The following is a 13,920-nucleotide window of genomic DNA, read 5'->3' on the forward strand; positions in this document are numbered from 1 at the left end:
CTATGTCGGCAAGGTCGTGCCGGCTCTGGACCGGCAGATGGCGCTCCTCGAGAGCCTGAAGCCCAAGGCCACCCACGATGCGGGCGTCTGGAAACTGCCGGACGGCGAGGCCTACTACGCTGCCGCGCTGTCCAGCCAGACGACCACGAAGATCAGCCCCGACGAGGTGCATCAGCTGGGCCGTGACGTGACCGCCGAACTCTCGGCCCGCGCCGACGTGCTGTTCAACGAGCTGGGGTTCACCAAGGGCTCGGTGGGCGAGCGCTACATTGCCCTCTACGCGTCGAAGAAGGGCGTCTACCGCAACACCGACGCCGGCAAGGACCAGATCATCGCCGACTTGAACAAGGTCGTGGCGACGATCCAGAAGCGGCTGCCCGAGCAGTTCGGGACCCTGCCCAAGGCCGGGCTGGAGATCCGCCGCATCCCACCCGCCACCGAGGGCGGCTCGTCGACCCACTACGAGGGGCCCAGCCTGGATGGCTCGCGGCCCGGCGTCTACTGGCTCAACCTGCGCGACACCGCCGAAAGCCCCTACTGGTTCCTGCCCACCACGACCTACCACGAGGGCCTTCCTGGGCATCACATGCAGATCGCCATGCAGCGCGAGGCCGACCTGCCGATGATCCGCAAAGCGATGGGCTTCGGCGCCTACTCCGAGGGCTGGGCGCTCTACGCCGAGCAGGTCGTGCAGGAGATGGGGCTCTACAAGGGCGAGCCGCTGAACGAGCTGGGCTACATCCACGACGCCCTCCTGCGCTCGGCGCGGCTGGTGACCGATTCAGGCCTGCATCATCTGAGGTGGTCCCGGGAAAAGGCCATCGCCGAGATGCGCGCCATCGAGGGCGACCCCGAGCCGTTGGCCTCCCAGGAGATCGAGCGTTACTCGGTCTGGCCCGGCCAGGCGTGCAGCTACATGGTGGGCAAGGTGACCATCCTGCGCCTGCGGGAGAAGGCCAGGAAGGCGCTGGGCGCCAGGTACGACCCGCGGAAGTTCCACGACGCGGTCCTGCTCTCCGGCTCCATGCCGCTGACCGCGCTGGAGAACGTCGTCGATCTCTACATCGCGCGGACCAGCGCTTGAAATTGAAGTGTCGTCCCGGCCGTAGCAAAGCGAAGAGCCGGGACCCAGGGCCGTGCGCACCGCCCTGGGTCCCGGATCGGCCTGCGGCCGTCCGGGATGACGAGCATTGTTGAAAGGTAGTTCTGTGAACCAACCCATCGACCGCCGCAGCTTCCTGGCCACGACGGGGGCGGCCACGGTCGTTGCCGCCGCGCCCGCCTTCGCGCAGGCCGACGCCGACCAGAGCCGGGCCCTGACCGCCTTCCTCGACGCCGAGTACGAGAAGGAAGTCATGATGGACCCGGAGGAGCTCACCTCCCAGGGCCGCAAGGACCGCTACGACGAACTGACCGACCGCAGCGAGGCGGCGGCCGACAAGGTGCTGGCCTGGCGGCGCGACAGCGTCGCGCGCATGAAGGCCAGGTTCGACCCGGCGAAGCTGTCGGAGGACGCGCGGACCTCCTACGACATGTGGGCCCTCGAGCTGGAGCGGTCGCAGTTGAGCAGCCGCTGGCGTCGTCATCGCTACATTTTCACCCGCGGCGGCGCCCACACCGGCTTGCCGAACTTCCTGATCAACTTCCACCGCGTCGACGATCGCCGCGACGCCGAGGCCTACGTCGCCCGGATCGGCAAGATCGACGCGGCCCTGGACCAGCTGCTGGTCCGCGCCAAGGCGGGCGCGGCCGACGGCGTGCGGATGCCGCGTTTCGACTACAAGCAGGGCTTGGCCGACATCGCCCGCGTGACCAAGGGCGCACCGTTCTCGGACGGCGAGGACTGCCCGCTGCTGGCCGACATCAGGCGCAAGGTCGAGGCGCTGCGGGCCGGCGGCAAGGTGACCGATGCCGAGGCTGAGACCCTGGTGAAGTCCGCCGCTGCGGCCATGACGGGCCGGATGAAGCCGGCCTACGACCGCGTGGTCGCCTGGCTCACCGAGGACATGGCCAACGCCAGCGCCGAGGCCAGGGGCGCCGGCGCACTGCCGAACGGCCAGCGCTACTACGCCGACGCACTGCGCCTGCAGACCACCACCGACATGACCGCCGCCCAGATCCACGACCTGGGCCTCAGCGAGGTGGCCCGGATCCGCGCCGAGATGGAAGGGGTCAAGGCGCAGACCGGCTTCAAGGGCACGCTGCCCGAGTTCTTCGTCTTCATGCGCACCGACCAGCGGTTCTACCTGCCCGACACGGAGGCGGGTCGCACCGAATATCTCCAGCGCGCCGAGGCCTTTCTTGCCGAGATGAAGGCCAAGATGCCCGGGTACTTCGGCATCCTGCCCAAGGCCGACCTCGTGGTTAAGCGGGTGGAGGCGTTCCGCGAAATCCCGGGCGCGGCGCAGCACTACTTCGCGGGCACGCCGGACGGGTCGCGGCCGGGGATCTACTACTCCCACCTCTCCGACATGAAGGCGATGCCGACCTACCAGCTGCAGAACATCGCCTACCACGAGGGCCTGCCCGGCCATCACATGCAGATCTCGATCGCCCAGGAGCTGACGGGCGTGCCCCGGTTCCGCACCCAGTACGGCTACACCGCGTTCTCGGAAGGGTGGGGCCTCTACGCCGAGGCGCTGCCGAAGGAGATGGGCCTCTACACCGACCCCTACAACGACTTCGGCCGTCTATCGGGCGAGATCTGGCGGGCCATCCGGCTCGTGGTCGATACCGGCATCCACGCCAAGGGCTGGAGCGAGGAAAAGGCGGTCGCCTACTTCCTGGCCAACTCCGCCCAGCCGGAGGCCGCGGTCCGCGCCGAGATCCAGCGGTACTTCCTGAACCCGGGGCAGGCCACCTGCTACAAGATCGGCATGATCCGCATCCAGCAGCTGCGCGACAAGGCCCGCAGCGCGCTCGGGCCCAAGTTCGACTACCGAGGTTTCCACGACGTGGTGCTGGGCGGCGGCTCGCAGCCGATACCGGTGCTGGAGGCCCGCGTCACCCGCTGGATCGCCCGCCAGCGGAGGGCCTAGCTGACGCTGCGTCGCGCTCGACAACCTGGCCTAAACGGCCTTCGATGGCCCCCAACAAGACAAGGGAGCGCGCCATGCCGAAGGTCAGGGCCCACGGGATCGACATCGAGTACGACATCACCGGCCCGGCCGACGGCGAGCCGCTGCTGCTGATCATGGGGCTGGGCGCGCAGATGACGCGCTGGCCGCAGCCGTTCCTCGACAAGCTGGCGGCCCAGGGCCTGCGGGTCATCCGCTTCGACAATCGAGACGTCGGGCTTTCCGAGAAGTTCGACCACGCCGGCGTCCCGGACTTCCCGACCATGTTCAAGGCGCTGTCCGAAGGCCGGCCGCCGGCCGTGCCCTATTCGCTGGACGACATGGCCGCCGACGCGGCGGGCCTGTTGGACGCCCTGGGGATCGCGCGCGCCCACATCGTCGGCGCCTCGCTGGGCGGGATGGTCGCCCAGTTGGTGGCGGCGCACTATCCGCAGCACACGCTCTCGCTCACCTCGATCATGTCGAGCACCGGCAACCGCGAACTGCCGCCGGCCGCGCCGGAGGCCGTCGGAGTGCTCAACAACCGCGGCCCCGACCCGAGCGAGGATTTCGAGGGCTACCTCGACCATGGGGTGAAGGGCGCCTACGTGGTCGGCTCCCCGGGCTTCCCGCCCGATCCGGAGGAGGTCCGTAAGCGCATCAGGAGCGACTTCGAGCGCAGCTACAGCCCGCAGGGCTTCACGCGCCAGTACGCGGCCGCGGCGTCCTCGCCCGACCGGCGGCCGAAGCTGGCCACCATCACCGCGCCCACGGTGGTGATCCACGGGGCGGTCGATCCGCTGGTGCCGCTGGCCGGCGGCAAGGACACCGCCGACAACATCCCGGGCGCCGAGCTGCGGGTGATCGAGGGCATGGGCCACGACTTCCCGCCGGCCCTCTACGATACCGTGATCGAGGGCATCCTGGCCGCCGTGCAGCGCGCCAAGGCGGCGGCGATCTGATGGCGATGCTCAACCGCGACGGGGTGAACCTCTACTACGAGGTCCACGGCGACAAAGGCCCGGTGATCCTGCTCACCCACGGCTATTCGGCGACCTCGCAGATGTGGGCCGGGCAGGTGGAGCCGCTGACCAAGGACCACCGCCTGGTGATCTGGGACATGCGCGGCCACGGCCAGTCGGACAGTCCGGAAGAGCCCAGCCTCTATTCCGAGCCCGCCACCGTGGCCGACATGGCCGCGCTGCTCGACAAGGTGGGCGCCAGGACCGCCATCGTCGGCGGCCTGTCGCTGGGCGGCTACATGTCGCTGGCTTTCAACCGCGTCCACCCGGAGCGGGTCGAGGCGCTGCTGATCATCGACACCGGCCCCGGCTACAAGAACGACGAGGCCCGCGAGGGCTGGAACAAGACCTCGCTCAGGACCGCCGAGCGCTACGAGACCGAGGGCCTGGCGGTGCTCAGCGCCGGTAGCGCCGAGCGGCGCACGGCCACCCACCGCTCGGCCAAGGGCCTGGCGCTGGCCGCCCGCGGCATGCTCACCCAGCGCGACGCCGCGGTGATCTCCTCGCTGCCGGACATCAAGGCCCCCTCGATCGTGGTGGTGGGCTCGGACGACACGCCGTTCCTGGCCGCCAGCGACTACATGGCCGCCAAGATTCCCGGCTGCCGCAAGGCGGTGATCAACAACGCCGGCCACGCCGCCAACATCGACCAGCCGGAGCAGTTCAACGACGCGATCCTGAACTTCCTGCGCGGCCTGAAGACGAGCTGAGTTCAAGGAACGCTCGCTTAACCTTGGCCGCGTATCCTGGCCTCATGAACGTCGTGAACGGCTACCCGTGCAAGAATTGCACGGACGTTGAATACGCCAAGAAGGGCATAGACCCCGCCAGGCCCAAGGACGGGCCGAACGGCGCCTATGCCGCCGACCGCGCCCAGGACACCGAGCGCTCCCGCGATGCGGCCAGCGCCGCGGACGGCCCGGCGCAACGCGGCGCAGCGGTGACCTTCAGCGGCGCCCTGGCCAACGTCACGCCCCCTCAGGACACCGAGAAGTCCCAGCCCTACAGGCCCGGCGCCACCTTCAACATCTCCGCCTAGCTGGAATCGGCGGCCGTTCGGCGCCAATCTCCCGTACCTCGGTTCGGCGGGAGGATGATCATGCGCATAGTGCTGGCGGCGTGGGTCGCGGCGATGTGGGCGGGCGCGGCCGGCGCCCAGCCGCACGACATGTCCAAGATGAACATGGGCGCCATGCCGCCAATGCCGGCCATCTACGCCGGCCAGGCCGACAAGCCGGGCGCGCCGGTGTTCAAGGGCCTGGGCGACCACAAGATGCCCGTCACCGCCACCCCGGAGGCCCAGGCGTTCTTCGACCAGGGCATCAACCTGGTGTTCGGCTTCAACCACGCTGAGGCGATCCGCTCGTTCCGCGAGGCCGCGCGGCTGGATCCCAACTGCGCCATGTGCTGGTGGGGCGTGGCCTTCGCGCTGGGGTCCAACATCAACCTGCCGATGCAGGAGGACGCCATCGCCCCCGCATGGGCGGCGCTCCAGAAGGCGAAGGCCCTCGCCCCCAAGGCCACGGCCCGCGAGCAGGCCTGGATCGCGGCCCTGGGCAAGCGGTACGCTGAGGACAAGACGGCCGACCGCGCCCTGCTGAACGCCACCTTCGCCGAGGCCATGGCGGAGCTGGTGCGGCAGTACCCGGACGACCTCGACGCCCAGACCTTCTGGGCCGAAGCCATGATGGACACCCAGCCGTGGGACTACTGGCAGGCCGACGCCGCCACGCCGAAGGGCCATGGCGCGCAGATCATCGCCACCCTGGAGAAGGTGATCGCCGCGGCGCCCAACCACCCCGGCGCGCTGCACCTCTACATCCACGCCGTGGAGGCCTCGACGACCCCTGAGCGCGCCGAGGCGGCCGCCGACCGGCTGCTGAAGCTGATGCCGGGCGCCGGCCACGTCGTGCACATGCCCAGCCACATCTACTACCGCGTCGGCCGCTACGCCGACTCGGCGGCGGCCAACGAGAAGGCCGCCCTGGTGGACGAGCAGTACATCGCCGCCTGCCGGGCTCAGGGCTTCTATCCGGCCGGCTACTACGGCCACAACATCCACTTCCTGTGGACCTCGTCGGAGATGGAGGGCCGCTACCAGGCCGCCATCGACGCGGCGCGGCGGCTGGTCAAGGCGGTCGACGCGCCCAACCTGGCCCGCCAGATGTCCATCGCCGAGCTCTACAACTTCACCCCGGTGATGACGCTGCTGCGGTTCGGCAAGTACGACCAGGTGCTGGCCGAGCCCGCGCCGGAGGCCATGCTGACCCTGGACACGGCCATGTGGCTCTACGCCCGGGCCTTCGCCCACGCCAACCTGGGCCAACTCCCCGCCGCCAGGGCCGACCGCGCCCGGCTGGCGACCCTGCAGAAGGCCAAGTTCGACCGCTACGACGCCTTCAACGTGCCCGCCGCCGGCATGATCGCCGTGGCCCTGGCCTCCGTGGACGGCGAGATCGCGCGCAAGTCGGGCGACCTGCCCGGCGCCGTCGCCCACTTCCGCAAGGCCCACGCGCTGGAGGTGAAGCTCCCCTACACCGAGCCCGCCTACTGGCACCGCCCCGTCACCCACCTGCTGGGCGCGGCCCTGCTGGAGGCGGGCAAGCCCGCCGAGGCCGAGACCGTCTACCGCGACAGTCTCGAGGGCTACCGCCGCGACGGGTGGGCGCTGGCGGGCTTGGCCGCGGCGCTGAAGGCCCAGGGCAAGACCGCCGAGGCCGACAAGGTCGCCGCCGAAGCCGCCCAGGCCTGGACCCGCGCCGACACCAAGATCGCCACCTCGCGGCTGTAGTCCCGACCGCGGGGGGCGTTGGATGCGATCCAGGTGGAGCGAGGCGCCTAGGTCGCAAGTTGGCCGGCGCTGACGCCTTAGAGCTTCCTCACGAACTCGGCCCGCAGCACCAAGCCCTTGATGCCGTCATAGCGGCAGTCAATCTCCTGCTCATCGCCGGTCAGCCGGATCGACCTGATCACCGTCCCACGCTTGAGTGTCTGGCCGGCGCCCTTCACCTTCAGGTCCTTGATAAGGCTGACACTGTCGCCGTCCGCCAGCAGATTGCCCACCGCGTCTCGCACCTCCACCGCCTTGGGCCCGGACCTGGCGGCCATCTCGGCGGCAGCCACCCATTCGCCGGTGACCTCGTCAAAGAGGAACTCGTCTTCGCTGTTGGTCATCGGGCGCCTCTGGACTGGGAGCTCAACCTCTACCACGGCGCGACGCGACCTGATCCCATCCGGGAGGCGCCAAGGTTGAGCCAGGCACGAGGGTGACGCGGTGGACCCAGCCAACCGCACGCCGGTCCAGGGGACTGGATATCCCGTCCTGGAATTCGGGCGGTGACCCCCGAACGTTGGTCTCAGTTGCGCCAGTTGCAGACTCTGGCATCCGGGCTGAAAGCTGACCTTCAGAGGTCGCTAGCTGCTCAATCCTGCGAAGCGAACATTGTTCGCCATGCTTGATGTTCGAACGAAAGTGCGAGCAGGTGTAGGGAGTCGTTCGCTGCGTGCCCACCATGTCAGCGTATCGAGGGGGCACGGAAGATGACTTCAACCACGATCTCGGCAACCAAATCTCTGCTCGCGGGCGTCATGCTGGCGTGCGGGTTGATGCTGGGGACCGCCGCTCAGGCGCGGTACACGGCCATCGACATGTCTGACCCGGACAACAACGTGTACTTTTATTTTGGTGGTTACTGCGATACCACTGCGGGCGCGAACGGTGATGAGTGTGGAAAGACCTATACCTTGCCGTATATGGTAGATTTCTCGGGTAGGAAGACAGACCAGCTTTTGGTTCGCAGTGATGGTAGAGTCCAATTCGTCGGAGATTTGCTCGCCTCGCCGCCCGACGATATAAATCTGTTTGATGTCTTTGCTGAGGTCAATACAGAAATTGCCGGGGAAATATTCGATCCTCAGTTAGCGAGCGTCCTTCCAGCACCCTACTATCTGGATAAGGAAATTTCACCCAACCAAGCATCGCTCAATCCGATTGTGAATTATACGATCACCACCCCGGTGGTCTCCGTCGCTTGGTTCACCTGCATGAGTTCAGGCGACACTTGCTTCGGAAATCTTCACACACTGACCCTCACCCCTGGACCGGCTGGCTTCGACGTCGCCTTCGGTGGGATCAACTCCAAGGCCGGCTATACCCTTGCGGCCAGGTTCGACCCGGCACAGGGCGTTCCCGAACCAAGCGTCTGGGCGCTGATGATCCTGGGCTTCACCGGTGTTGGCGCTACACTGCGATCGCGGCGTGTCTCGCCGGCTCGTTAAGCCTGCGCGGACGCGCTAAAGTATCGCGCCCGACTTCCTCAGCGCGACATCAAGATCCCGCATGCGCTCACGCGCGGCGTGGCCGTAGAGACTGTCGACCGGCCAGCGGTCTGACAGAACCCGCTGGCTCTTGCCTAGGAGCCGCTGAGCCTCGCCAAGCCGGCCTTGCTGCACCAGACAGCCGCCCTGCACGTTGTCGATCCAAGCCACTCGCCATGCGTCCCCGGGATACGTTCGCGTCATGATTGGCCGCGCCTCACGCAGCAGCGCCGCCGCCTCCGCCTGCCGACCCCCTTGGCAGAGAAGGTCCGCGAGGTCCGTCATCACCGGCGCGAGATTGCGATGCTGATGTAGGCGCGCTGCGTTCAGCGCCTTGCGGAACAAGGCCTCCGACGCCGCCGACTGACCCATCGCGCGCTTGATCAGCCCAAGATTTGCAAAGGTAAAGGCTAGGTCCTCAAAGGTTTCTCCCCGCTGCTGCAGGGTGATGGCTAGTGACCGCTCGAAGATAGCGTTCGCCTCCGAGAAAGCTCTGCGCTCCAGGAGTACGCGACCGACATTGTTCAAAGTGGTCGCGAGGTCCGGGTGCATCGGTCCCAGGACAGCTTCATTGGTCGCCATCACCCGCCGGAAGTACTTTTCCGCTGTCGCGCCATCCCGCCGAAGGTAGGCGATCGACCCCAGCTGGTTCAGATCCTCGGCTACCTTGGGATGACGCTCGCCCTGCCTCCGCTCTCGGATCTGCAAGGCGCGCAGATAGAGCCCTTGGGACCGTTCCAGTTCGCCGGAGTAGAGAGCGCTCAGCCCCTGCGTCTCAAGGTCACGCGCGACATCAGGGTGGTCCGGCCCCAGTCGGGCGAGATCCAGGCGCAGCGCCTCCTCGATCGACCGAGCAGCGCCGGTGAAGTCGTCATTGGACGCTTGCGCCTCGGCCAGCCCGACGAGCACCCGCGGAACCATCTCCTCGCGGCGGTTGTCCGGCTTCCGAGCTTCGGCCAAGGCTGCGCCATAGGACTTCACCGCCCCCGCGAAATCACTTTGCTTTGATTGAGCGTCCCCCAGCGCCGCCAGCTGGCGGACCACCGCGTCGCGATCCCGCCCCGGGATCTTGAACGTGCTGCGCACCAGAGCCTCGCCCTGGCGGTACAGGCCGAGACCCATATAGACCTCGCCGAGGGTCACGCTCAGCTCGGTTTTCACCGACGGCTCGTCCATGAGTTCACCCTCGATCTGTCGGGCGCCGCGGTCGAGGATCTCGCGCGCTGTGACGCTCGCCCCCCGCGCCTCTGACGGGTCCGACACAGTGAATATCGATTTCACGAACTCCACGGTGCGTTCGGCGGTCAGGGTCTTCTGCCGGGCGATGTCCCGCTGTTTGATCGCCTCGGCGCGCTGCAGCAGGGCTGCCGCCGTCAGTCCGCTCATCACCACGAAGCCGGCCGCCGATCCCGCGGCCACCATCGTCAGCTGTCGCTGCCGGCGGATCGCCTCTCGCTGGCGCAGCTCATCGTAGCGAACATCCAGCAGGCCGGCGAGCAGCTTGAGCTTGCCGTTCAGCTTGCCGTCCTGGCCGTCGCGGATGTCAGCGCCCAGCGGCTCGGTCTCGCCATTCTCGAACAGCGCCGGCGGCAAGGCCTCCAGCTCCGGGTCCATGCCAGCCACGTTGGAGGCGTTGGGCTCCCCGCCGGCGATCAAACATTGGATGCGGTGACGCCGCCCCATCTTGGTGAAGGTACGGATCTCCTCGTTCACCCAGCGCGAACGCCGCCCATTCGGCGTGCAAATGACGATCAGCGACGCCGACTGCTCGAGCGCCTCCAGCACTGACCCCGCCAGATCGGTCGACGCGGCCAGCTCCTCGCGATCCTGGAAGACCGGCGGCATGCGCTTGCCCAGCACACCCAGCGGACTTTCCCGACCCCAAAGCGCCTTTGGAATTCGATAGGTCTCAAGCGCGCTATGCAGCCAGCTGGCGACCTTACGGTCGCGATGATTGTAGCTGATGAATGCCGAGTACTTCATTCCCGCCCCCGAGAACCCACCCTAACTTGGGCGCGTGCGCCTGTAACGTCTAGGGACGCGGCGCCAAGGCGCCGTGGCGACTGGGGCGACCGAAACCAAGCACAGCGCCCCATCGACGCGGCCTGACGCTCCGTGAATGCGCCTAGACGTCGGGCGCCCCGCCCGAAAGCCGACCCGCCGAAATGCAGCAACGAGTCACAGAGGCCGCTGGGGCTCGAGTCCTCTTGGGAATAACACTCGCTGCCCTACAGCAGACCTCCTCAAGGTCGCAGTTGAGTCAGCCTCAGTCCTCCTCGCGCACCACCCACGTCCGAATCTGACGCACCCCCGTCCCATAGTCCCGCCCGACCATGTTGGACGCGCTCGACATCACCGAGGAGGAGGCCCAGGGCCTCGCCGAACTGGCGCGGCATGACCTCGCGCTGGCGCGGAGCTTTGCGGCCCGGGCGCAGGCGGCGGAGGATGGGGAGGAGGCCAGCCGGCTGGCGCGGAGCTACCAGCGCGCGGCGCGGTCGTACCGCCAGACCCTGGCGCTGAAGGCGCGGTTGAAGCGGGATCTGGCGGCCGCCGCCCAGGTCCAGGCCAGCACGCCACGGCGCAAGCCCGGCGGCGCGGCGGTCGCGCGGCGGATCGGCGAGCTGCGCACGGCCCTCACCCGCCTGGTCTGGAGCGAGGCCGAGCGGCCCGAGACCGAGGACGAGGAGGTCGACTTCGCCGACGTCGCCCAGGCCTTCGGCTGGTGGCGCGCGGAGGTCGCGGGGATCGTCAGCGAGGCCTGCCTGAAGGACGACTTCTGCGACGCGCCGCTGGACGACCACGTGGCCCGCCTGGCCCTCGACCTGGGCCTGCCGCCCGAGACCATCGCCCGCTGGCGCGACCTGCCCGATCCGCCGCAAGCGGCGCTCGACTTCGACCCGCAGGATCCGGACTGGCGCAGCTCGGCGTGAGCCAGTCCCTCCCGATCGCGAGCGGAAGCAGACCTCAGAACCACCCCGCCGCCTTCAGCGGCGCGGCGTTGCTGCGGCTGATGGGCACGACGAGGCCGCACTTCAGCTTCGCCTCGCCGCGGCCGCGCCGCCAGCGCACCTCGTCGATGGCGTCGGCGGCGACCCACCAGGACCGGTGCGTCCGGAAGCCGGGCGCGGCGGCCAGCTCGGCCAGCGCGTCGCCGAAGCGGGCCGTGATCAGCTCCTCGCCGGCGTCGGTGTGGACGCGCAGGTAGTGGTCCTCGGCCTCCACGGCGATGAGGCCCGCCGCGCGGCGCTTGGCCGAGAGCCGCTGGCGGAAGGTCCCGGCCGGGTCGCCCGCCGGGGCCGGCGGCGCCGCGACCACAGGCGCGCGCGACCAGACCAGCTGGCGGAACAGCATGACCACGACGCAGACGACGAAGACCTGGAACCAGGGCTGGAGCAGGTTGCCCCACCCGAGCCGCATCCCGACCACCCAGTGATTGGCGAAGCCCACCAGCACGGTCACCGGCGGCGTCATCGCCACGCTGACCGCCGCCAGCCGCGCCCAGAAGTGCGGCAGCACCCGGCGGACGGGCGCGTCGATGGCGATCCCGATCATCCCGCCGCCGACCATGCAGATGAGCCAGTAGGTCAGCCGCTCGACGAGCGTGCGCTCCGACGTGCCGAACGGGCCCAGCAGGGCCATCACCACCCCGATCGCCGTCCACAGGGCGACGTCGGCGGCGGCGCGGCGCAGCCAGGGGGCAGGGGCCTCGACGCGCGGCATGGGGCTCCACAGGCGGATTCGTTCGCGCGAAGTCTGCCACGACTGGCGAGATCGACGCATCCGTTCGCGCAGGAACGGCGCCGTTCGCGTCTCGGCCCCTTGGCGAACCGGCGCAACCGCGGCCACCTGGGGCTGCCAACCCCGGAGCCGCTTGCGCATGGACACCAAGCTACCCCAAGTCCCCTGGACCAGGATCGCGTGGGGCGTCACCGCCTTCCTCTGCGTCGGCGTGGCGCTGTTCTCCTATCGCTGGCTGGGCCCGCCCAACGCCAGCATGGCGCCGGCGGTGCTGGCCAACCTGTTCGCCAAGCCATGGCTGGTCGTCCACGTGGCCGGCGCGGCGACGGCGCTGCTGGTGGTGGGTTTCCAGTTGCTGCCGGCGCTGCGGCGGCGCCGCGCGCTCCACCGGTGGCTGGGCCGCGTCTATGCCGCCGCCTGCATCGTCGGCGGGGCGTCCGGCCTCGTGGTCGCAGTGGGCACGACGGCGGGTCCCGTGGCCGCCTGGGGCTTCGGCCTGCTGGCGGTGGCCTGGCTGTACACGACCTCCCAGGGCTGGCTCACGGCCCGCGCCCGGCGCTTCGACCTGCACCGCGAATGGATGCTCCGCTCCTTTGCGCTGACCTTCGCGGCGGTGACGCTGCGCCTCTACCTGCCGATCGCCCAGGTCTCCCATATCCCCTTCGAGGCGGCCTATCCGGTCATCGCCTGGCTGTGCTGGGTCCCGAACCTGGTCGCCGCCGAGCTCTATTTGCGCCGCGACGGCCTCCTCCGCCGCCAGATGGCCTAGATCCTCGGGAACACTGCTGACATGGCCCTGTCAGCAGGCCGGGCGTTTAGTGGCGCGAGCAGCCCAGGAGCCCCTCATGTCCGACCTGACCTTCTACACTCACCCGATGTCGCGCGGCCGCATCGTCCGCTGGATGCTGGAGGAGGTGGGCCAGCCTTACGAGACCGTGCTGATCGACTTCGCCACCACCGGCAAGTCGCCCGAATACCTGGCGATCAATCCGATGGGCAAGGTGCCGGCGATCAAGCATGGCGACACGGTGGTGACGGAGTGCGCGGCGATCTGCGCCTACCTGGCCGACGTGTTCCCGCAGGCCGGCCTCGCCCCGCCGCATGGCAGCAAGCGCCGCGGGCCGTACTATCGCTGGCTGTTCTTCGGCGCCGGGCCGGTGGAGCAGTCCACGACCATGCAGTCGCTCAAGGTCGACGTTCCCCCCGAGCAGAGCGCTATGGTCGGCTTCGGCAGCACCGCGGCGGTCATGGACGCCATGGAAGGGGCGTTGAAGGGCCGGGAGTACCTGGATGGCGAGGCGTTCACCGCCGCCGACCTCTATCTCGGCTCCCACCTCGGCTGGGGCATGGGCTTCGGCGCCATCGAGAAGCGGCCGGTGTTCGAAGCCTATGTGGCTCGGCTGGACGCCCGCCCGGCGGCCATCCGCGCCAACCAGATCGACGACGACCTGATCGCGGCCCAGCAGAAGGCGCCTGCGCCGGCTGAATGAGATCCCACCTGGAACCTTGGCCGCATTTTCCGGCTTTGGGTGATCATGGAACCTGATCGCGAGCGCGCTCATCTGGCCTGGCGCAGGGCCGACCGCATCCGCAAGCTCTCCGACCGCGTCGTCGGCGTCGGGCCCTGGGGCATCGGCCTCGACGGCGTGCTGGCCTGGGTCCCGGTGGCCGGCACGGCCTACTCCCTGGGCGGCGGCGGGCTCCTGCTCTACGAGGCGGTAAAGGCCGGCGCGTCCAAGCCGACCCTTGCCCGGATGGCCGCGTACCTGGGGATCGACAGCCTCAGC

The 13,920-nt window shown here is 68.7% G+C and carries 14 protein-coding genes; 11 read left to right on the forward strand and 3 right to left on the reverse strand.

Going from position 1 to position 13,920, the window contains the following annotated elements; translation table 11 throughout:
- The 6 genes from QZV94_RS16255 to QZV94_RS16280 form a co-directional block, all read left to right on the forward strand.
- Positions 1-1,084 (forward strand): DUF885 family protein (locus tag QZV94_RS16255; RefSeq protein WP_293679025.1); only part of this gene is annotated, 1,084 nt, incomplete at its 5' end.
- Between the two features lie 124 nt (positions 1,085-1,208).
- A complete protein-coding gene (locus QZV94_RS16260; RefSeq protein WP_293679027.1) occupies positions 1,209-3,038 on the forward strand; it encodes a DUF885 family protein in 1,830 nt (609 codons plus the stop codon).
- A 74-nt stretch (positions 3,039-3,112) separates the two neighbouring features.
- Positions 3,113-4,018 (forward strand): alpha/beta hydrolase, encoded by a 906-nt coding sequence (locus QZV94_RS16265; RefSeq protein ID WP_293679029.1) that lies wholly within the window; start codon positions 3,113-3,115, stop codon positions 4,016-4,018.
- Entirely contained in the window at positions 4,018-4,788 is a 771-nt protein-coding gene (locus tag QZV94_RS16270; RefSeq protein ID WP_293679031.1) for an alpha/beta fold hydrolase, read from the forward strand. Before QZV94_RS16265 ends, QZV94_RS16270 begins: the two co-directional genes overlap by 1 nt.
- A gap of 23 nt (positions 4,789-4,811) precedes the next feature.
- Entirely contained in the window at positions 4,812-5,117 is a 306-nt protein-coding gene (locus tag QZV94_RS16275) for a hypothetical protein (RefSeq protein WP_293679033.1), read from the forward strand.
- Between the two features lie 60 nt (positions 5,118-5,177).
- The gene (locus QZV94_RS16280) at positions 5,178-6,869 is read left to right on the forward strand and encodes a hypothetical protein (protein WP_293679035.1); all 1,692 of its coding nucleotides are present in this window, start codon (positions 5,178-5,180) and stop codon (positions 6,867-6,869) included.
- A 77-nt stretch (positions 6,870-6,946) separates the two neighbouring features.
- Here the strand turns inward: QZV94_RS16280 and QZV94_RS16285 are convergent, their stop codons facing one another.
- The gene (locus QZV94_RS16285; protein WP_293679051.1) at positions 6,947-7,186 is read right to left on the reverse strand and encodes an alkylphosphonate utilization protein; all 240 of its coding nucleotides are present in this window, start codon (positions 7,184-7,186) and stop codon (positions 6,947-6,949) included.
- Between the two features lie 432 nt (positions 7,187-7,618).
- Between QZV94_RS16285 and QZV94_RS16290 the strand changes: the two genes are divergently transcribed.
- Positions 7,619-8,356 (forward strand): PEPxxWA-CTERM sorting domain-containing protein, encoded by a 738-nt coding sequence (locus tag QZV94_RS16290; RefSeq protein ID WP_293679037.1) that lies wholly within the window; start codon positions 7,619-7,621, stop codon positions 8,354-8,356.
- Positions 8,357-8,371: 15 nt separating this feature from the next.
- Here QZV94_RS16290 and QZV94_RS16295 read toward each other — a convergent pair whose 3' ends face one another.
- Positions 8,372-10,378 carry a toll/interleukin-1 receptor domain-containing protein gene (locus tag QZV94_RS16295; protein WP_293679039.1) on the reverse strand — a complete coding sequence of 669 codons (2,007 nt, stop codon included), beginning with the start codon at positions 10,376-10,378 and terminating at the stop codon, positions 8,372-8,374.
- A 350-nt stretch (positions 10,379-10,728) separates the two neighbouring features.
- Between QZV94_RS16295 and QZV94_RS16300 the strand changes: the two genes are divergently transcribed.
- Positions 10,729-11,325, forward strand: coding sequence for a hypothetical protein (locus QZV94_RS16300; protein ID WP_293679041.1), 597 nt, complete (start codon positions 10,729-10,731; stop codon positions 11,323-11,325).
- A gap of 34 nt (positions 11,326-11,359) precedes the next feature.
- On the opposite strand, the gene QZV94_RS16305 is transcribed toward QZV94_RS16300, so the two are convergent.
- Positions 11,360-12,115, reverse strand: a complete 756-nt coding sequence (locus QZV94_RS16305) for a LytTR family DNA-binding domain-containing protein (protein ID WP_293679043.1) — start codon at positions 12,113-12,115, stop codon at positions 11,360-11,362.
- 157 nt (positions 12,116-12,272) lie between these two features.
- On the opposite strand from QZV94_RS16305, the gene QZV94_RS16310 reads away from it, so the two are divergent.
- The 3 genes from QZV94_RS16310 to QZV94_RS16320 all read left to right on the forward strand — a co-directional run.
- Complete coding sequence (locus QZV94_RS16310) at positions 12,273-12,902, forward strand: DUF2306 domain-containing protein (protein ID WP_293679045.1); 630 nt, start codon at positions 12,273-12,275, stop codon at positions 12,900-12,902.
- Between the two features lie 76 nt (positions 12,903-12,978).
- Complete coding sequence (locus tag QZV94_RS16315) at positions 12,979-13,623, forward strand: glutathione S-transferase family protein (RefSeq protein ID WP_293679047.1); 645 nt, start codon at positions 12,979-12,981, stop codon at positions 13,621-13,623.
- Positions 13,624-13,668: 45 nt separating this feature from the next.
- Positions 13,669-13,920, forward strand: a 252-nt coding sequence (locus tag QZV94_RS16320) for a DUF4112 domain-containing protein (RefSeq protein WP_293679049.1), incomplete at its 3' end; no start/stop codon positions are given.

The organism is uncultured Phenylobacterium sp. (genome assembly GCF_902826855.1).
Classification (GTDB): domain Bacteria; phylum Pseudomonadota; class Alphaproteobacteria; order Caulobacterales; family Caulobacteraceae; genus Phenylobacterium.